Annotated in this window: 15 protein-coding genes and 2 pseudogenes; 5 read left to right on the plus strand and 12 right to left on the minus strand. The window is 71.4% G+C overall.

Annotated features, from left to right (window positions below; all coding sequences use genetic code 11):
- Positions 1 to 10: 10 nt before the first annotated feature.
- The 3 genes from R2737_11045 to R2737_11055 all read right to left on the minus strand — a co-directional run bounded on the left by R2737_11045 (position 11) and on the right by R2737_11055 (position 4,018).
- Entirely contained in the window at positions 11 to 1,891 is a 1,881-nt protein-coding gene (locus R2737_11045; protein MEZ5116795.1) for an ABC transporter ATP-binding protein, read from the minus strand.
- Between the two features lie 205 nt (positions 1,892 to 2,096).
- Positions 2,097 to 2,411, minus strand: a complete 315-nt coding sequence (locus R2737_11050; GenBank protein ID MEZ5116796.1) for a helix-turn-helix domain-containing protein — start codon at positions 2,409 to 2,411, stop codon at positions 2,097 to 2,099.
- Positions 2,412 to 2,419: 8 nt separating this feature from the next.
- Entirely contained in the window at positions 2,420 to 4,018 is a 1,599-nt protein-coding gene (locus R2737_11055; GenBank protein ID MEZ5116797.1) for an ABC-F family ATP-binding cassette domain-containing protein, read from the minus strand.
- A gap of 65 nt (positions 4,019 to 4,083) precedes the next feature.
- Between R2737_11055 and R2737_11060 the strand changes: the two genes are divergently transcribed.
- The 5 genes from R2737_11060 (at position 4,084) to R2737_11080 (ending at position 11,209) form a co-directional block, all read left to right on the plus strand.
- On the plus strand, positions 4,084 to 4,836 hold the full coding sequence (locus tag R2737_11060) for an MIP/aquaporin family protein (GenBank protein MEZ5116798.1): 753 nt from the start codon (positions 4,084 to 4,086) through the stop codon (positions 4,834 to 4,836).
- A 4-nt stretch (positions 4,837 to 4,840) separates the two neighbouring features.
- Positions 4,841 to 6,352, plus strand: a complete 1,512-nt coding sequence (gene glpK, locus R2737_11065) for a glycerol kinase GlpK (GenBank protein MEZ5116799.1) — start codon at positions 4,841 to 4,843, stop codon at positions 6,350 to 6,352.
- A 146-nt stretch (positions 6,353 to 6,498) separates the two neighbouring features.
- On the plus strand, positions 6,499 to 7,740 hold the full coding sequence (locus R2737_11070; protein ID MEZ5116800.1) for an arginine deiminase: 1,242 nt from the start codon (positions 6,499 to 6,501) through the stop codon (positions 7,738 to 7,740).
- A 6-nt stretch (positions 7,741 to 7,746) separates the two neighbouring features.
- A complete protein-coding gene (locus tag R2737_11075) occupies positions 7,747 to 9,339 on the plus strand; it encodes a hypothetical protein (GenBank protein ID MEZ5116801.1) in 1,593 nt (530 codons plus the stop codon).
- A 64-nt stretch (positions 9,340 to 9,403) separates the two neighbouring features.
- Entirely contained in the window at positions 9,404 to 11,209 is a 1,806-nt protein-coding gene (locus R2737_11080; GenBank protein ID MEZ5116802.1) for an SLC13 family permease, read from the plus strand.
- A gap of 24 nt (positions 11,210 to 11,233) precedes the next feature.
- Here the strand turns inward: R2737_11080 and R2737_11085 are convergent, their stop codons facing one another.
- The 9 genes and pseudogenes from R2737_11085 to R2737_11125 all read right to left on the minus strand — a co-directional run bounded on the left by R2737_11085 (position 11,234) and on the right by R2737_11125 (position 18,919).
- A complete protein-coding gene (locus R2737_11085) occupies positions 11,234 to 11,557 on the minus strand; it encodes a metal-sulfur cluster assembly factor (protein ID MEZ5116803.1) in 324 nt (107 codons plus the stop codon).
- Positions 11,554 to 12,042: an SUF system NifU family Fe-S cluster assembly protein gene (locus R2737_11090; GenBank protein ID MEZ5116804.1), complete on the minus strand. Its 489-nt coding sequence runs from the start codon at positions 12,040 to 12,042 to the stop codon at positions 11,554 to 11,556. Before R2737_11090 ends, R2737_11085 begins: the two co-directional genes overlap by 4 nt.
- Positions 12,042 to 13,355 (minus strand): cysteine desulfurase, encoded by a 1,314-nt coding sequence (locus R2737_11095; GenBank protein MEZ5116805.1) that lies wholly within the window; start codon positions 13,353 to 13,355, stop codon positions 12,042 to 12,044. Before R2737_11095 ends, R2737_11090 begins: the two co-directional genes overlap by 1 nt.
- Positions 13,352 to 14,116, minus strand: a complete 765-nt coding sequence (sufC, locus tag R2737_11100; GenBank protein MEZ5116806.1) for a Fe-S cluster assembly ATPase SufC — start codon at positions 14,114 to 14,116, stop codon at positions 13,352 to 13,354. Before sufC ends, R2737_11095 begins: the two co-directional genes overlap by 4 nt.
- A 27-nt stretch (positions 14,117 to 14,143) precedes the next feature.
- Positions 14,144 to 14,467, minus strand: a complete 324-nt coding sequence (locus tag R2737_11105) for a non-heme iron oxygenase ferredoxin subunit (protein ID MEZ5116807.1) — start codon at positions 14,465 to 14,467, stop codon at positions 14,144 to 14,146.
- On the minus strand, positions 14,464 to 15,684 hold the full coding sequence (sufD, locus tag R2737_11110) for a Fe-S cluster assembly protein SufD (protein ID MEZ5116808.1): 1,221 nt from the start codon (positions 15,682 to 15,684) through the stop codon (positions 14,464 to 14,466). The genes R2737_11105 and sufD overlap by 4 nt, the downstream gene beginning before the upstream one ends.
- Positions 15,684 to 16,709, minus strand: a pseudogene (gene sufB / locus R2737_11115) (Fe-S cluster assembly protein SufB). The gene sufD and the pseudogene sufB overlap by 1 nt, the downstream one beginning before the upstream one ends.
- 4 nt (positions 16,710 to 16,713) lie before the next feature.
- Positions 16,714 to 18,224: pseudogene (locus tag R2737_11120) on the minus strand (Fe-S cluster assembly protein SufB).
- The gene (locus R2737_11125) at positions 18,221 to 18,919 is read right to left on the minus strand and encodes a metalloregulator ArsR/SmtB family transcription factor (GenBank protein ID MEZ5116809.1); all 699 of its coding nucleotides are present in this window, start codon (positions 18,917 to 18,919) and stop codon (positions 18,221 to 18,223) included. Before R2737_11125 ends, R2737_11120 begins: the two are co-directional and overlap by 4 nt.
- Between the last annotated feature and the right edge of the window lie 12 nt (positions 18,920 to 18,931).

The raw sequence follows: 18,931 nt of genomic DNA on the forward strand, positions 1-18,931 counted from the left end.
GCGGTCGCCGCTACACCGGCGTCCCGACGTCGTCCTGCCCGGCGAACTGAGTGTCGTAGAGGTCGGAGTAGATGCCACCGTGGGCCAGCAGCTCGTCGTGCGTGCCGCGTTCGACGACCCGGCCGCCGTCGATGACGAGGATCTGGTCGGCCTGCCGGATCGTGCTGAGCCGGTGCGCGATCACCAGCGACGTCCGCCCTTCCAGCGCGGTCGCGAGCGCGCGCTGCACGGCGGCCTCGCTCTCGCTGTCCAGGTGCGCGGTCGCCTCGTCCAGGACGACGACGCTGGGGGCCTTGAGCAGCAGTCTCGCCAGCGCGAGCCGCTGCTTCTCCCCGCCGCTCAGCCGATATCCGCGGTCCCCCACCACCGTGTCGAGCCCGTCCGGCAGGGCGTCGAGCAGGTCGCCGATCTGGGCGTCGCGGCACGCGGCCAGCAGCTCATCGTCGGTCGCGTCCGGGTGGGCGTAGCGCAGGTTGGCCCGGATGGTGTCGTGGAACATGTGCGCGTCCTGGGTGACGACGCCGACCACGTCGTGCAGCGACTCCTGGGTGACCTCCCGCACGTCGTGGCCACCCACCCGGACGGCTCCGTCGGTCACGTCATACAGCCTCGACACGAGCGCGGTGATGGTCGTCTTGCCGGCGCCGGACGGACCGACCAGGGCCACCAGCTGCCCCGGCTCGGCGGTGAACGACACGCCCCGCAGGACCGGTTCGGAGCTGGTCCGGGCCTCCGCCCGCGCGACCGACTCCAGCGACGCCAGCGACACCTCATCCGCGGTGGGGTAGCGGAAGTCGACCCCCTCGAACTCGACGCCTAGCGACCCGCGCCGCAGCGTCGTCGCGTCCTCCCGGTCCTGGACCAGCGGCGGGAGGTCGAGCACCTCGAAGACCCGCTCGAAGGACACCAGCGCCGTCATGACGTCGACGCGTACGTTGGACAGGGCCGTCAGGGGCCCGTACAGCTGGGCGAGCAGACCGACCAGCGCGAGCAGCGTCCCCAGCGTCAGCGTCCCGTTGATGACTAGGTTGCCGCCGAGGCCGTAGGTGATGGCGGTGGCGAGCGCGGCGACCAGGGCGAGGGCGGTGAAGAACCAGCGGTTCGCCATCGCGATGCGCACGCCGATGTCGCGCACCCGTCCCGCCCGATCGGAGAAGGCGTCGGTCTCCTCCGCCGGCCGGCCGAAGAGCTTGACCAGCAACGCGCCCGCAACGTTGAAGCGCTCGGTCATCTGCGTGCTCATGTCCGCGTTCAGCTGCATCTGCTCGCGCGTCAGCGCCTGCAGCCGACGGCCCATCCAGCGCGCGGGCAGCAGGAACATCGGCAGCAGGACCAGCGACAGCAGCGTGATCTGCCACGACAGCACGAACATGGTGATGAGGACGACGACGGCGCTGATCACGTTGCCGACCACCCCGCCCAGGGTGGACGTGAACGCCTGCTGCGCCCCGATCACGTCACTGTTGAGCCGGGACACCAGCGCACCGGTCTGCGCCCGGGTGAAGAACGCGACCGGCTGCTCCTGGACGTGGTCGTACACCTGCGTGCGCAGGTCGTAGATCAGCCCCTCACCGATGCGTGAGGAGTACCAGCGACCCACCAGACCGAGCCCCGCGTCGGCCACCGCCAGGACGACCACGATCAGTGCGGTCACCGTGACCACGGTGGAGTTCCCGACGCTGATGCCCTGGTCCACGATGCGACGGAACATCAGCGGCTGCGCCACCGTCAGCAGCGCGTCGAGCACCAGGGTCACCAGGAAGGCGATGACCAGTCCTCGGTACGGGCGGGCGTAGGACAGGATCCGTCGGAACGTGGCCCGGCTGACCCTGCTTTGGGCGACCGAACGGTCGCGGGTGAACGACCGGTAGGTCTGCCACGGGGACTGCATGGTCACGACGCGGACTCCTCTTGAAGCGATTCGGCCCGATCATCCTCGCGCGGGCCGACAACGCCGCCAACCGCCGAACTTCGGTCGGTGTTCCCGTGTTCGCCGACGGAAGACGGCCGCGGACCGACCCCGACGTTGTTGATCTTCCGCGGAAGATCGTTTCGGGTTCTCCGCGTCCGTGCCCCAGGTCCTCCGCGGAGCGGGGCTACGAAGAGGCGGCCTTGCGGGTCGGGCCACCGCGGCCGCGCAGGCGTACGCCGGCGTCGGTGAGCAGGCGGTGGACGAAGCCGTACGAGCGGCCGGTCTCGTCGGCCAGGTCGCGGATGCTCTTGCCGGCGGCGTACTTCTTCTTCAGGTCCGCGGCCAGCTTGTCCCGCTCCGGACCGGTGATGCGCTTGCCCTTCGTCAGCTCGGCCATCGAACGCCTCCTGCTCCACCGCCGGTCCGGACGGCGCCCATGATCGTCCACCGCGGCGCGACGCGCCACCCCTCCGGCCAGACCGGCGGCGTCCGCACCCATGCCGGCGGTCAGGCCAGTTCGACCAGTTCGGCGTAGTCGTCGCTCCACAGGTCCTCGTCGCCGTCGGGCAGCAGCAGCACCCGCTCCGGCTCGAGGGCGAACACCGCGCCCTCGTCGTGCGTCACCAGCACGACGGCGCCGCGGTAGGCCGTCAGCGCGCTGAGCACTTCGTCCCGGCTGGCCGGATCCAGGTTGTTGGTGGGCTCGTCCAGGAGCAGCACGTTGGCGCTGCTGACCACGAGGGTCGCGAGCGCGAGCCGGGTCTTCTCCCCGCCCGACAGCACGCCGGCGGGCTTCTCGGCGTCGTCCCCGCTGAACAGGAACGACCCCAGCACTCGGCGCGCCTCGACCTCGCCGATGTCCGGGGCGGAGGAGCGCAGGTTCTCCAGCACCGTCCGGTCGGGGTCGAGGGTCTCGTGCTCCTGCGCGTAGTAGCCCAGCCGCAGCCCGTGGCCGGGCAGCACCTCGCCGGTGTCGGGCTCGTCCACCCCGGCCAGGATCCGCAGCAGAGTGGTCTTGCCGGCACCGTTGAGACCCAGCACGACGACCCGGGACCCCTTGTCGATGGCCAGGTCGACGTCGGTGAAGACCTCCAGCGAGCCGTATGACTTCGACAGCGCGGTCGCGGTCAGCGGGGTCTTGCCGCACGGGGCCGGCTCGGGGAAGCGCAGCTTCGCCACCTTGTCCGCGCGGCGCTCCTGCTCCACCCCGTCCAGCAGCCGGTCCGCGCGTCGCAGCATGCTCTGCGCGGCCTTGGCCTTGGTGGCCTTCGCGCGCATCCGCTCGGCCTGGTCGCGCAGGGCGCCGGCCTGCTTCTCCGCGTTCGCCCGTTCCCGCCGTCGCCGGCGCTCGTCGGTCTCGCGCTGCTGCAGGTAGGCCTTCCAGCCGACGTTGTACTGGTCGAGCTCCTGCCGGTTGGCGTCGAGGTGGAACACCTTGTTGACGGTGGCCTCGAGCAGACCGACATCGTGGCTGATCACCACCAGGCCGCCCTTGTACGCGGCCAGGAAGCGCCGCAGCCAGCCGATCGAGTCGGCGTCCAGGTGGTTGGTGGGCTCGTCCAGCAGCAGCACGTCAGAGCCGCCGAACAGGATCCGGGCCAGCTCCGCCCGCCGGCGCTGGCCACCGGACAAGGTCGCCAGGGGCTGTCCGAGCACCCGGTCGGGCAGCCCGACGCTCGCGGCGATGGACGCCGCCTCGGACTCGGCGGCGTACCCGCCGAGGGACTCGAACTCCGCCTCGGCCCGGGCGTAGCGGCGCATCGCCTGGTCGCGGGTGGCGTCGTCGAGGCTGGCCATCCGGCCGCTGGACTCCCGCATCCGGCGCGCGACGTCGTGAAGGCCGCGGGCTGACAGGATCCGGTCCCGGGCAAGGACGTCGAGGTCGCCCGTACGCGGGTCCTGCGGCAGGTAGCCCACGGTCCCCGACCGGTGGACGGTTCCGGCCGCCGGCTGCGCCTCTCCGGCGAGCACCTTCGTCAGCGTCGTCTTCCCGGCGCCGTTGCGACCCACCAGGCCCACCCGGTCCCCCGGGCCGACGCGGAACGACGCGTCGGCCAGGAGCAGGCGTGCCCCGGCGCGCAGCTCGAGGTCCTGGGCGGCGATCACGGCCGCAGGATGCTACCTGCCGGACGGCCGTCACCCGACCGGCGGCGGCCCTAGGGTGCGCAGCCATGAGCGAACTGTCCGGTTCCGGCATCCTGCTGAGCGAGTTCATCGGCACCGCGCTGCTGCTGCTCCTGGGCATCGGCGTGAGCGCCAACACCACCCTGCGCAAGTCCTTCGGCCACGGACGGGACTGGCTGCTGGTCGCCTTCGGCTGGGGCTTCGCGGTGTTCGTCGGCGCCAGCGTGGCCTGGAAGTCCGGGGCGCAGCTGAACCCCGCGGTCACCCTGTCCCTGGCCATGACCGGGACCGTGCCCTGGAACCAGGTGCCGTGGTTCATGGTGGCGCAGCTCGCCGGCGCCGCGTTCGGCGCGCTGCTGGCCTACCTGGTCTACAAGAAGCAGTTCGACACGCACGACGAGCCGGCGTCGACCGGCGGCATCTTCTTCACCGCGCCGTCGGTGTACGCCCCGGTCTGGAACATCGTCAGCGAGGCGGTGGGCACGTTCGTGCTCGTCTACTGGGTGCTGCAGAGCACGCCGTTCGTCCCCGGCACGGGCGACCTGCCGCCGCAGTTCGGCAACGCCGCGCTGGGCTATGCCGGGGTCGCGTTCGCGGTCATCGCGATCGGGGCGTCGCTGGGCGGCCCGACCGGGTACGCCGTGAACCCGGCCCGGGACCTCGGTCCGCGGCTGGTCTACAGCGTGCTGCCGATCCGCGGACGCGGCCCGTCGAACTGGGGCTACGCCTGGATCCCGATCGTGGGACCGCTGGTGGGGGCGGTCATCGGCGCCGGCGTGTTCCAGGCCGTGGGAGGCTGACGCCGTGAGCACCCACCGCTACGTCGCCTCCCTGGACCAGGGCACCACGTCGACGCGCTGCATCCTGTTCGACCACCACGGGCTGCCGGTCGCCTCGGAGCAGATGGAGCACCGGCAGGTCTTCCCCCGCGCCGGCTGGGTCGAGCACGACCCGGTCGAGATCTGGGAGAACACCCGCCGGGTGATCGCCGGTGCCCTGGCGAAGGCCGACGTCACCGCCGACGCCGTCGTCGCCCTCGGCATCACCAACCAGCGGGAGACCGCCGTGGTGTGGGAGCGCGCCACCGGCAAGCCCATCTACAACGCGGTGGTGTGGCAGGACACCCGGACCGCCGACATCTGCACCGAGCTGGGCGCCCTCGGCGGAGGTGCCGAGCGCTACCTGGAGCGGACCGGGCTGCCGCTGGCCACGTACTTCTCGGGCCCCAAGGTCCGCTGGATCCTCGACAACGTGCCCGGCGCTCGCTACCGCGCCGAGGCCGGCGAGCTGGCGTTCGGCACCCTCGACACCTGGGTGCTGTGGAACCTCACCGGCGGACCCGACGGCGGCGTCCACGTGACCGACCCGACCAACGCGTCCCGCACCTTGCTGATGGACCTGGCGACCCTCACCTGGGACGAGGCCATCTGCGCCGAGATGGGCATCCCCACGGCGATGCTGCCCCGAATCGCCTCCTCCTCGGAGGTGTACGGCCAGGTGGGGGGCCACTCGGTGCTCGCCGGACTGCCGGTGTCGGGGATCCTCGGCGACCAGCAGGCTGCCCTGTTCGGCCAGGCCTGCCTGCTCCCCGGCGAGACCAAGAACACCTACGGCACCGGCCAGTTCGTGCTGATGAACACCGGGCACGAGATCGTCCGCAGCGCTCACGGTCTGATCTCGACGGTGGCCTACCGGTTGGGCACCCAGGCGCCGGTCTATGCGCTCGAGGGGTCGGTGGCGGTCAGCGGCTCGCTGGTCCAGTGGCTGCGTGACAACCTGCAGATCATCGACTCCGCGCCGGAGGTCGAGACGCTCGCCCGGTCCGTCCCGGACAACGGCGGCGCCTACATCGTCCCGGCGTTCTCGGGCCTGTTCGCGCCGTACTGGCGGGCCGACGCCCGCGGCGTGATCGCCGGGCTGACCCGTTTCGTCACCAAGGCGCACCTCGCCCGCGCCGCCCTCGAGGCGGTGGCCTACCAGTCGCGCGACGTCGTGACGGCGATGAACAACGACAGCGGCAAGCCGTTGACGGCGCTGAAGGTCGACGGCGGGATGGTGGTCAACGACCTGCTCATGCAGTTCCAGGCGGACATCCTGGGAGTGCCCGTGATCCGGCCGAAGGTCAGCGAGACCACGGCCCTGGGGGCGGCGTACGCGGCCGGGCTGGCGGTCGGCTTCTGGACCGGGCTGGACGACGTCCGGGCCAACTGGGCAGAGGACACCCGCTGGCAGCCCACCATGGACGTCGACGACCGGGAGGCGCTGTACGCCGGCTGGACCAAGGCGGTCAGCCGGACCCTGGACTGGGTGGAGTAGCCGCCACCGAGGAGCGGGGCACCGGGACGCCCCCGGCCATTCACCGCCCGTTCGCAGAATTCGCGCCCCTGGCCGATTGCGCCGGTGCTGGTCGACCCGGAGAATCCGCCCGCGAAGGTCGAGGCAAACGGGTCGGGAGGTTCCTCGTGGCACAGGGTTTCGGCGTCCACTCCGAGGTGGGCCAGCTGCGCAAGGTCATGGTCTGCTCACCGGGACGAGCGCACGAGCGGCTGACGCCGAGCAACTGCGACGACCTGCTGTTCGACGACGTGATGTGGGTCGAGAACGCCCGGCGCGACCACGCCGAGTTCGTCGCCCGGATGAGGGAGCGCGGCGTCGACGTGGTCGAGATGCACGACCTGCTCGCCCAGACCCTCGCCGTGCCGGAGGCACGGGCGTGGATCCTCGACCACCAGGTGGTGCCCAACCAGGTCGGTGTGGGCCTGGTCGACGAGGTGCGCTCCTACCTCGACGGCCTCGGCGACCGGGACCTGGCGGAGACGCTGATCGGCGGACTGTCGACGTACGAGTTCCCCGAGTCCGTCGGCGGCGACATGATCGGGCTGGTCCGCGACGCCGCGGGTGTCAACGAGTACCTGCTGCCGCCGCTCCCCAACACGCTCTACACCCGCGACACCACCTGCTGGGTCTACGGCGGCGTGACGCTGAACCCCCTGTTCTGGCCGGCCCGGCACGAGGAGACGATCCTCACCACCGCGATCTACCGCTACCACCCCGACTTCGCCGGCAAGGTGACCGAGTGGTGGGGCGACCCGACCGCCGACTGGGGACTGGCCACGGTCGAGGGCGGTGACGTCATGCCGATCGGCAACCGCACCCTTCTGATCGGGATGAGCGAGCGGACGTCGCGGCAGGGGATCAGCCAGCTGGCCAAGGCGCTGTTCGACCAGGAGGTGGTCGACCGGGTGCTGGTCGCGGCCATGCCCAAGCTGCGGGCCGCCATGCATCTCGACACCGTCTTCACGTTCGCCGACCGCGACGTGGTGCTGCTCTACCCGGACATCGTCTACGGCATCGAGGCGTTCTCCTACTACCCCTCCGACCGACCCGGAGGGGTGGAGCTGCGCAAGGAGGAGAAGCCGTTCGTCGAATCGGTGGCGTCGGCACTCGGCCTGCCCCGGCTGCGGGTCGTGGAGACCGGCGGGAACGCGTACGTGCGCGAGCGGACGCAGTGGGACAGCGGCGCCAACCTGGTCTGCGCGTCCCCCGGCGTGGTGTTCGCGTACGACCGCAACACCTACACCAACGACCTGCTGCGGCGTGAGGGCATCGAGGTGATCCCGATCGTGGGCGCCGAGCTCGGCCGGGGGCGTGGCGGTGGTCACTGCATGACCTGCCCCATCCAGCGCGACCCGGTCGACTACTGATCCGCCGTGGCCGACACGCCCCAGCCGACCTCGACGGAGGCCCCGCCGCGCCGACGTCGCTTCCAGTTCCCGTCCGCGGTCACCACGCTGGCCATCGTCACCGTGCTGGTGTGGGTGGCCGCACTCTTCATCCCGGCGGGTCGCTACCGGCTTGACGCGGACGGTGCGCCCATCCCGGGGACTTTCGAGCAGATCGACTCGCCGCTGACCTTCGCCGATCGGGTCCAGCAGCTGTTCCTGGCACCCATCAACGGCATCTACGGCCTGCTCAACCCCGAGACCGGCTTCGTCGACACCGAGACCGTCGGCAGGATGTTCGGGCAGGTCGGCGTGATCGTCTTCATCATGTCGATCGGCGCTTTCATCTCGGTGTCGTTCGCCACCCGCAGCCTCGAGGTCGCCATCGGGGCGCTGGCGGAGAAGCTGCGCACCCGGGGCTGGCTGCTCATCGTCGCCGTGATGGTGCTGTTCTCCCTGCTCGGCTCCACGATGGGCTTCTCCGTGGAGACCCTGGGCTTCTACGGGCTGTTCATCCCGCTGATGGCGGCGCTGGGCTACGACCGGATGGTCACCGCGGCGATGATCATCATCGGGGCGCTGGTCGGCGTGATGGGCGCGACGGTCAACCCGTTCTCGATCGGCGTCGCCGCCGGTGAGGCCGGGGTCAGCATCGGCGACGGCATCGGGCTGAGGCTGCTGCTGTGGGTCCTGCTCACCGCCACCGCCGTCGCCTGGGTGCTCCGCTACGCGGCCCGGGTCCGCCGGGACCCGAGTACGTCCCTGGTGGGCTTCGACGACCCGGACGAGGCCGAGGCCAGCGACACCGACCGGATGGCCGAGGACCTCGAGCACGAGGACCCCGGCACCCCGCACCGGTTGACCGGGACCCAGAAGTGGGTCCTGGTGATCACCGTCGCCGCCTTCGGGCTGATGATCTTCTCGGTGATCCCCTGGTCCAGCGTGCTGGGGGGCGTCGCCGGACCCGCGGACTACCTGGGCTCGCACGAGACGGCCGAGCCCAACCTGTGGTTCGAGCTCAGCTGGTGGTTCCCCCAGCTGGCGATGCTGTTCATCGTCGCGTCGGTCCTGGTGGGGCTGGTTGCCCGGATGCCCGAGAAGGAGGTCGTCCGGCTGATCGCGTCCGGGGCCTCGGACATGATGGGTCCGGCGCTGGTGGTGCTGCTGGCCGGCGGGGTGTCCGTCCTGATGACCAACACCCAGACGCTGGACACGATCCTCAACTCGATGGAACAGCTGGTCTCCGGGGTCTCCGCCGGGATGTTCGCGATCGTCACGATGGTCATCAACATCCCGCTGGCCGTGCTCATCCCGTCGTCGTCGGGGCACGCCGCGCTGGCGATGCCGCTGCTGTCCCCGCTGGCGGATTTCGCCGAGGTCAGTCGGACCACCACGATCAGCGCCTGGATCAGTGGCCACGGGCTGACGCTGCTGTGGTCTCCCACCAGCGTCGTGGTCGTGGGTGGCCTCGCGATCGCCAAGGTGGGCTACGACAAGTACCTGCGCTTCGTCTGGCCGTTGCTGGTCGCCCTGTTCGCGGTGTCGGCCGTGGTGCTGTGGATCGCGGCGTCCCTCGGCTGACCCCGATGCTCGGCCGATCGCGACCCTCGGCCGACCCCGACCCCCTGGTGAGGAGAGTCCGCCCGTGAGCGACGCCGCGATCACCCTGACCGTCCTGGCCGCGGTGGTGGTGCTGTTCGTGTGGAACCGCTTCCCCGTGGAGCTGGTCGCGATCGGCTCCGCGCTGGTCCTGTACGCCACCGGCGTGCTTACCCTGCCGCAGGCGCTGGCCGGCTTCGGGGACGCCGCGGTGATCCTCATCGCGTCGCTGTTCGTCGTCAGCGAGGGCCTGGACGCCAGCGGGGTCACGACCTGGGTGGGCCAGGCCCTGGCCAACCGGTCCGGGGACGGCGGCAGGCGGCTGCTGCTGTTCACGATGCTGCTGGGTGCGGCGCTGACGTCCCTGATCGGGCTGAACGGGTCGGTGGCCGCCCTGCTGCCGATGGTGGTGGTGGTCGCCCTGCGACGCGCGCTGCCGCCCTCGCGGCTGCTGATGCCGCTGGCCTTCGCGGGCAGCGCCGGCGGACTGCTGCTGCTGACCGGCAGCCCCGTCAACGTCGTCATCTCCGAGGCGGCCGAGGATGCGGGGGTCGGGCCGTTCCGGTTCGCGGAGTTCGCCCTCGTGGGAGTGCCGGTCGTGGTCGGCACCGTGGCCCTCGTGCTGCTGTTCGGCGGCCGGCTGCTGCCGGACCGCGACAGCGACCAGCTCCCGCCGGACTACACCGGGCTGGCGCGACGACTGGTCCGCGACTACTCGCTGGACAACGTCCTGCACCTGCGGGTGGGCACCGGCTCGGACCTGGTGGGCTCGGCCCGGGACCGGTGGGACCTGTCCGGCTACCCGGGGGTGTCGGTCATCACCGTGCTCGAGGGCGCGACCGAACGCCCGGTGTCGTCAGGGGAGCTCTCCCCCGGCGACCGTATCACCATGGTGGGCGATCCGGACCGGGCCCGGGCGTACGCCGAGGACCACGGGCTGGACGTCGAGCTGGTCCGCACGGCCGCCGAGGTCGAGCGGGACCTGATGACCCGGGACTCCGGCGTGGCGGAGGTCGTCGTGCCGCCCCGGTCGGTGCTCGTCGGGGAGACCATCCGACCCAGCCAGGTGATCGAGGGGTCGCTCATCGTCCTCGCGGTCACCCGCAAGGGCCGGGACCTCGGGGCCGAACCGGTGCGCGTCGGTCCCGGTGACGCGCTGCTGGTGGAGGGGCCGTGGTCGGCCCTGAACGCCGCGGCGCGGGCCCACGACCTGCTCGTGGTCGACTCGCCGGAGCTGGTCCGGCGGCAGGCGGTCCCGCTGGGCCCGGGCTCCCGGCCGGCGATCGCCATCCTGCTGGCGATGGTGGTGCTGCTGGCCACCGGGCTGGTCCCCGCCGTGGTGGCGACCCTGCTGGCCGCCGGCGCGATGATGCTGATGCGGGTGGTCACCGTCCAGCAGGCCTACCGGGGCATCTCGTGGACCACCGTGCTCCTGGTGGCGGGGATGATCCCGATGGCGACGGCGGTGTCGGTGTCCGGCGCCGGGGAGGGCATCGCGACCGCTCTCGTCGATGCCGTGGGTGACCTCGGGCCGACGGTCCTGCTGGCCGCGCTGTTCGTGATCACGGTCGTCTTCGGGCAGCTGATCAGCAACACGGCGACCGCCCTGGTGATGATCCCCATCGCCGTGAGCGCCGCGGGGCAGCTCGACATCTCCGCCCGGCCGGTGCTGATGAGTCTGTGCGTGGCCGCGGCGGTGGCCTTCCTGACCCCCGTGGCGACCCCGGCGAACCTGATGGTCATGGGCCCCGCGGGCTACCGGTTCGGCGACTACTGGAAGCTCGGGCTTCCCCTGGTGGTGCTGTTCGGGGTCGTGTCGGTCGGCCTGGTCCCGCTGATCTGGCGGTTCTGACCCGTCCCGGGCACCCCGGCCGGCTCAGACGTTGAAGCCGAGGGCGCGCAACATCTCCCGGCCCTCGTCGGTGATCTTGTCCGGGCCCCACGGCGGCATCCACACCCAGTTGATGCGGAAGTCCGCGACCAGGCCGTCCAGCGCGGCTCGGGTCTGGTCCTCGATCACGTCGGTGAGCGGGCAGGCCGCCGACGTCAGGGTCATGTCGATGGTCGCGACCTTGTCGTCGTCGAGGTGTACCCCGTAGACCAGGCCGAGATCGACCACGTTGATCCCCAGCTCGGGGTCGACCACGTCACGCATGGCCTCCATCAGGTCCTCGAGGCTGAGCTCGGCGGTCTCGCTCATGAGGGGGTCACCTCCGTCGTCGCGGTCTCCCGCTGGGCCATCGTCTGGGACACCGCGTCCTTGAACGCCATCCAGGACAGCAGCGCGCACTTCACCCGGGCCGGGTACTTCGAGACCCCGGCGAACGCGACCGCGTCCCCGAGGACCTCCTCGTCGGGCTCCCCCGTCCCCCGGCTCTGCATCAGCTCCACGAACTCACCGGTGGTGCTCAGCGCCTCGTCGACCGTGTGCCCGGGCAGCATCTCGGCCAGCACGCTCGCGCTGGCCTGCGAGATCGAGCAGCCCTGGCCGTCGTACGACACGTCCTCCACGACCGGCGAGCCGTCGGGACCGGCGGAGCCCAGCCGCACCCGCAGCGTGATCTCGTCGCCGCAGGTGGGGTTGACGTGGTGGACCTCGCAGTCGTGCGGGTCACGCAGCCCCTTGCCGCGCGGGGAGCGGTAGTGGTCGAGGATGATCTCCTGGTACATCGTCTCCAGCTGCATCACGCCACCCCGAAGAACCGCTGTGCCGCGTCGATCGCGTCGACGAGAGCGTCGATGTCGTCGGTGCCGTTGTAGAGGTACAGGCTCGCCCGCGTGGTCGCGGGGACGTGGTAGCGGCGGCACACCGGCCACGCGCAGTGGTGCCCGACGCGCACCGCCACCCCGCGGTCGTCCAGGACCTGACCGAGGTCGTGCGGGTGGATGCCCTCCACGGCGAACGAGATCGCGCCACCGCGGGAGACGTCGTCGGTCGGCCCGATCACCCGAAGGCCCGGGACGGCCTCCAGCCGCTGCAGCGCGTAACCCGTCAGGTAGTGCTCGTGCGCGGCCACCGCGTCCATGCCGACGGCCTCGAGGTAGTCCACGGCCGCCGCCAGCCCGACGGCCTGGGCGGCCATCGGCACCCCGGCCTCGAACCGCTGCGGCGGGGCGGCGAACGTCGTGGAGTCCATCCGGACGACCTCGATCATGGACCCGCCGGTCAGGAACGGCGGCATCGCGTCGAGGACCTCGGCCCGGCCCCACAGGCAGCCGATGCCCATGGGCCCCAGCATCTTGTGGCCGCTCCACGCCATCAGGTCCACGCCGAGTGCCCGCACGTCGACGGGCATGTGCGGCACGGACTGGCAGGCGTCCAGGACGACCAGCGCCCCGACCTCGCGGGCCCGGGAGACGATGCGCTCCAACGGGTTCACCGTGCCGAGGATGTTGGACTGGTGCACCAGCGACACCACCCGCGCCCGGGGAGTGATGACGTCGTCGATGGCGCTGAGGTCCAGACGCCCGTCGTCGGTCAGGCCGAACCAGCGCAGCGTCGCCCCCGTCTTGGCGCACAGCTCCTGCCAGGGCACCAGGTTGGCGTGGTGCTCCATCTCGGTGATGACGACCTCGTCGCCGGGACGGAGCACGAACCGCTCACCGCCGTCGGGCAGCGGGGCGCCGTACCGGGCCTTGTCCGTGGCGTTGGAGAACGAGTACGCGACCAGGTTGAGCGACTCGGTGGCGTTCTTGGTGAACACCAGCTCGTGCGCCGGTGCGCCCACGAACCCGGCAACTCGGGCCCGGGCCGCTTCGTACGCGTCGGTGGCCTCCTCCGCCAGCTGGTGGGCGCCGCGGTGCACGGCCGCGTTGCTGGTCTCGTAGAAGTGCCGCTCGGCGTCCAGGACCTGACGCGGCTTCTGCGAGGTCGCGCCGGAATCGAGGTAGACCAGCCGCCTCCCGCCGCGCACGGTGCGCGACAGGATCGGGAAGTCCGCCCGGATCCGCTCGACGTCGAGGCGGGCCGGCGCGGACGCGGGCTGGGTGACGGTCACGCCGGTGTCGCCGCCTTGACGAAGCGCTCGTAGCCCTCGGCCTCCAGCTGATCGGCCAGCTCCGGGCCGCCCTCCTCGACGATGCGCCCCCCGACGAGGACGTGCACGAAGTCGGGCTGGATGTAGCGCAGGATCCGGGTGTAGTGCGTGATGAGCAGGGTCCCGGTCTGGCCGGTCTCCCGAAGCCGGTTGACACCCTCGGAGACGACCCGCAGCGCGTCGACGTCCAGGCCCGAGTCCGTCTCGTCCAGGATCGCGACCTTGGGTCGCAGCAGCTCCAACTGGAGGATCTCGTGCCGCTTCTTCTCGCCACCGGAGAAGCCCTCGTTGACGCTGCGGTCGGCGAAGGACGGGTCGATCTGCAGCCGCGCCATCGCCTCCTTCATCTCCTTGATCCACAGCCGCAGCTTCGGCGCCTCGCCGCGCACGGCGGTGACCGACGTGCGCAGGAAGTTGGACACCGAGACCCCCGGCACCTCGACCGGGTACTGCATGGCCAGGAACAGGCCGGCGCGGGCTCGCTCGTCCACGCTCATGGCCAGGACGTCCTGGCCGTCGAGGGTCACGGTGCCCTCGGTGATGACGTACTTGGGGTGCCCGGCCACGGCGTACGCCAGGGTGGACTTGCCGGAGCCGTTCGGGCCCATGATCGCGTGGGTCTCGCCCTGACGGACGGTCAGGTCGATGCCGCGCAGGATCTCGCGGGACCCGCCATCGGTGTCGACCGACGCGTGCAGGTTGCGGATCTCCAGGGTGGACATGCGGTTCGGCTCCTCAGGTGATGTCGTTCAGCGGATGTCGACGAGGACGGCGGCGTCGTCGCCGTCGCCCTCCACGATCACGGGGTAGACGGGCACGGGTCGGATGGCGGGCAGGCCAGTCGGCTCGCCGGTGCGCAGGTCGAAGCGCGACCCGTGCAGCCAGCACTCGATGGTGCAGCCGTCGACCTCGCCCTCGGACAGGGCGACATCGGCGTGCGAGCACACGTCCCGGATCGCGAAGACCTCGCCCTCGGTCCGGACCAGCGCGACCGGCTCGCCGTCGAGGACGACGCGCAGCGCGCCGTCCGGCGGGATGTCGCCGAGGCGGCAGGCCTTCTGCGGAGAGCTCATGCGCCCTCCCCCTCGTCGGCGACGGCTGCGTCGGCCTCGCCGCCGTCGGCCACGTCGTCGTAGCCCAGCTCCGCGTCGATGGCGGCGACCAGCCGGGTCTCCAGCTCCGGCAGGCCGATCCGCGCCAGCACCTCCTGGAAGAAGCCGCGGACGACCATCCGCCGGGCGGTGGCCTCGTCGATGCCCCGCGCCTGCAGGTAGAACAGCTGCTCGTCGTCGAACCGCCCGGTGGCGCTCGCGTGCCCGGCGCCGGCGACCTCGCCGGTCTCGATCTCCAGGTTCGGCACCGAGTCCGCCCGGGCGCCGTCGGTGAGCAGCAGGTTGCGGTTGATCTCGTACGTGTCGGTGCCGACCGCGGCGGCCCGGATCAGGACGTCGCCGACCCACACGGTGCGCGCCTCGTCGCCCTGCAGCGCGCCCTTGTAGACCACGTCGCTGCGGCAGTGCGGCACGGCGTGGTCGACGAAGAGCCGGTGCTCCAGGTGCTGGCCGGCGTCGGCGAAGAACACGCCCAGCAGCTCCGCCGAGCCGCCCGGGCCCTCGTACGACACGGTGGGCACCAGCCGGACGACGTCACCGCCGAGGGTCACGACGACCGACCGGAAGGTCGCGTCGCGGCCGACGACGGCGTTCTGCGTGCCCAGGTGCACCGCATCGTCGTCCCACTCCTGCAGCGAGACCAATGTCAGGGAGGCGCCGTCGCCCACCACGACGTCGACGTTGCCGGTGTAGCTGCCGGTCCCCTGGTGGTGCAGCACGACGACCGCGTGGGCGTGCCGGCCGACCTCCACCAGGACATGTCCGGCGGCGTCCCCGCCGACGCCCCGCAGGGTGATCGTCGTCGCCCGATCCGCCTCCAACTCCGCGGGCACCGAGACGACCACCGCGCGCTCGTACGCCGCCCAGGCCAGCGCCGAGGCGCGGTCGGCGGGGACGAACGAGGTGCTCAGCCGCGGGTCGTCACGACCCACGAGGTCCACGGCGACCCCGTCGGCCGCGTCGATCCCGACCTGCAGGTCGCCGGCCGCCGGCGGACCCTCCAGCAGCCCGCGCAGCCGCTCCAGGGGGGTGAACCGCCACTCCTCCTCACGGCCGGTCGGGACGGGGAAGTCCGCAGGATCGACGGAGTGGACCTGCGGTGACAGGTCCAGTGCGGGGGCCGCGCCGCCGTGCCGGTGCGCGGTGCCCGCGGTGGTGTCCTCGACGGTCGACGTCATCAGCCGACGGCCCCTTCCATCTGCAGCTCGATCAGGCGGTTCAGCTCCAGCGCGTACTCCATGGGCAGCTCGCGCGCGATCGGCTCGACGAACCCGCGCACGATCATCGCCATGGCCTCCTCCTCGGTCATGCCGCGCGACATCAGGTAGAACAGCTGGTCCTCGGAGACCTTGGACACCGTGGCCTCGTGCCCCATCGCGACGTCGTCCTCGCGAACGTCCACGTAGGGGTACGTGTCGGACCGGCTGATGTCGTCGACCAGCAGCGCGTCGCAGCGCACGGTGCTGCGCGACCCGTGCGCTCCCTCGAGCACCTGCACCAGGCCGCGGTAGGACGTCCGGCCGCCGCCGCGGGCCACCGACTTCGACACGATCGTGGACGAGGTGCGCGGCGCTGCGTGGACCATCTTCGCGCCTGCGTCCTGGTGCTGGCCCTCCCCCGCGAACGCGATCGACAGCGTCTCGCCCTTGGCGTGCTCCCCCATCAGCCACACGGCGGGGTACTTCATCGTCACCTTGGAGCCGATGTTGCCGTCGATCCACTCCATCGTGGCGCCCTCGTGCGCCACCGCACGCTTGGTGACCAGGTTGTAGACGTTGTTGGACCAGTTCTGGATCGTCGTGTAGCGGCAGCGGGCGCCGCGCTTGACCACGATCTCCACGACCGCGCTGTGCAGCGAGTCGCTCTTGTAGATCGGCGCGGTGCAGCCCTCGACGTAGTGCACGTAGGCGTCCTCGTCGACGATGATCAGCGTCCGCTCGAACTGGCCCATGTTCTCGGTGTTGATGCGGAAGTAGGCCTGCAGCGGGATCTCGACGTGCACACCCTTGGGCACGTAGATGAACGAGCCGCCGGACCACACGGCCGTGTTGAGCGCGGCGAACTTGTTGTCCCCCGGGGGGATCACCGAGCCGAAGTACTCCTCGAAGATCTCCGGGTGCTCCTTCAGGCCGGTGTCGGTGTCGAGGAAGACGACGCCCTGCTCCTCGAGGTCCTCCCGAATCTTGTGGTACACGACCTCGCTGTTGTGGACCACCAGGCCCTCGGCGACGAAGTTGTGCGGACCGTCCACCTCGATGTCGAAGACCGGCTCGATCCCCGCCGGCTCGATCGCCGTTACTCGGGCAAAGCCGAGGTGCTCGGTCACGTGGGTGCGGAAGGTCGTGCCCTTCGCCGTCGTCGACGAGTGCGCGTACGCCCGGCGCCCGAATCGTGCGGTGCGGCGGGGGTTGCGGCAGTCCAGCCGTTCGAACTCGCCGGTGATGTGCAGCCGGAAGCCGTGCACCAGCCGGTCGGGATCGGTGACGTGCGGGGACGCGAACTCGTACAGGCCGGAGGCGCGCAGCCCGGACACCTCGACCAGGCCGCGGACCGCCTCGAGCAGGCCCGCGTTGCCGCTGGTCAGGATCACCGACCCGCTGCGCGCGGGACCGACGTAGCCGTCGGCGTCGACGTAACCGCCCAGCAGGGCCAGGCGCTCGGCCACCGGCAGTCGGTAGACCCAGTCGGGCAGGTGCTTGGTCAGCGAGGTGCCGGCGAACCCGAGGTCGTGCAGCCAGCCGACGAGCGCCTTGCTGTTGACCACGACGCGAACGTCGTCGGCCTCGATCGTGCGCAGGCCGAACTGGTCGTGCACAATCCGGGCGATCTCCGCGCGCACCTCGGTGTCGTCGGCCACCACCGCGAACTGGACCCGGTGGGTCCGGCCGGACGACTGGGTGTTGCCGTCGCCGAGGAAGAAGCCGAGCAGCCACAGCAGATCGGGGCTGGTCCGCTCGGGGCCGAACCCGTCGGTCTCCCGCAGGACCCGGCTCTCGCCGTACTCCGGCAGACCGCGCGGCACGGCCACCAGGTCACCGGGCCGCAGCTCGGCGACGGTCTTCCAGCGCCGGTGGTAGCGGGCGCGGGTGCGGGCCTCGCGTCGCTCGTCGGCGAGAACCAGGAACGGGTGGTTGTCGGTCGCGAAGATCTCCCGCGTCCCGACCTGCACGCGGTAGGTCTGCCGCACGCCCGTCTGCGCGGCCGCGCGCACCGGGGCCACCACGAACCGCCCGGTCTCCTCGTCCAGGGCGAACACCCGGTCGCCGGGCTGGATCTCCTTGATCGGAACGTGGCCGCGGTCGGCGGTCCACACCAGCGAGTCCCCGCGCAGGCACTCGTACTGGGCTGCCACGCCGGCGATGAGGCGCTGCTTCTCCGCCTCCGGGATGCCGAGCCGGTCGTAGGTGTTCTTGATGTCCGCCGGCAGCTCGTCCCAGGTGGTGGCCTGCTTCTCCGTCGACCGGACGAAGTACTTGATGTTGTCGAAGTCGATGTCGGTGAGGTTCGACCCCCAGGTCGGCATCGGCTTCTTGTCGAACAGGCGCAGGCCCTTCAGCCGGGTCTTGAGCATCCACTCCGGCTCGCCCTTGCGGGCGCTGATGTCCCGTACGACGTCCTCGGACAGGCCGCGGCGGGCGGACGCGCCGGCAGAGTCGGGGTCGTGCCAGCCGAACTCGTAGCGGCCCAGGCCGTCGAGGTCGGGGTTGGTCGTCGTCATGCCGTGGACCTCCGGGAGGACGGGGCGGGAACGTGGGTGGTGCAGACGCCGTCGCCGTGGGCCAGGGTGGCCAGGCGCAGCGCGTGGGTGCCGAGCAGGCGGCTGAACGCCTCCGTCTCGGCCTCGCACAGCTGGGGGAACTCCTCGGCGACGTGGGCCACCGGGCAGTGGTGCTGGCACAGCTGGGTGCCTGCGGCGCCGTCCATGCCGACGGTGGACGCGGCGTAGCCGTCCTCGGTGAGGGCATCGGCCAGCAGCCGGGCCCGCTCCTCGGGGTCGTCCGTACCGGCCAGCCGGTGGGCGTAGCGACGCTCGAGGTCGGCGGCCCGCTGGCGGGCGAAGGCCATGACCGGGTCCTCGGCCGGGTCCGCGGTCCCGGTGGCCGCGGCCGCGCCATCGGCGAGGAAGCGCAGCGCGCTGACGGCGAGGTCGTCGTACGCCTGGTCGAAGGCGTCCCGTCCGGCTGGGGTCAGGGAGTAGACCTTCGCCGGCCGGCCGCGGCCACGCATCGGGATGGGGCCGAACGGGGGCCGCTCCCCCGCCTCCACCAGGCCGTCCGCCTCCAGCGCGTCGAGGTGCCGACGTACCGCCGTGGGCGACAGGCCGAGCCGCTGCGCCAACGCCGTCGCGGTCGCCGGCCCCCCGTCGAGGAGGGCGCGGGCGACCCGGGCAGGAGCACCGGTCGGGGATTTCACAACGTCATTGTT

This window comes from Candidatus Nanopelagicales bacterium (genome assembly GCA_041393815.1).
In the GTDB taxonomy this organism is placed as follows: Bacteria; Actinomycetota; Actinomycetes; order S36-B12; family JAWKJK01; genus JAWKJK01.

Bases quoted from the DNA above. Each gene is read 5' to 3' on its own strand.
- sufD (MEZ5116808.1), bottom strand. From the start codon at position 15,684: ATGACGTCGACCGTCGAGGACACCACCGCGGGCACCGCGCACCGGCAC.
- R2737_11105 (MEZ5116807.1), bottom strand. From the start codon at position 14,467: ATGAGCTCTCCGCAGAAGGCCTGCCGCCTCGGCGACATCCCGCCGGAC.
- R2737_11085 (MEZ5116803.1), bottom strand. From the start codon at position 11,557: ATGAGCGAGACCGCCGAGCTCAGCCTCGAGGACCTGATGGAGGCCATG.
- R2737_11090 (MEZ5116804.1), bottom strand. From the start codon at position 12,042: ATGCAGCTGGAGACGATGTACCAGGAGATCATCCTCGACCACTACCGC.
- sufC (MEZ5116806.1), bottom strand. From the start codon at position 14,116: ATGTCCACCCTGGAGATCCGCAACCTGCACGCGTCGGTCGACACCGAT.
- R2737_11050 (MEZ5116796.1), bottom strand. From the start codon at position 2,411: ATGGGTGCGGACGCCGCCGGTCTGGCCGGAGGGGTGGCGCGTCGCGCC.
- R2737_11045 (MEZ5116795.1), bottom strand. From the start codon at position 1,891: ATGCAGTCCCCGTGGCAGACCTACCGGTCGTTCACCCGCGACCGTTCG.
- R2737_11060 (MEZ5116798.1), top strand. From the start codon at position 4,084: ATGAGCGAACTGTCCGGTTCCGGCATCCTGCTGAGCGAGTTCATCGGC.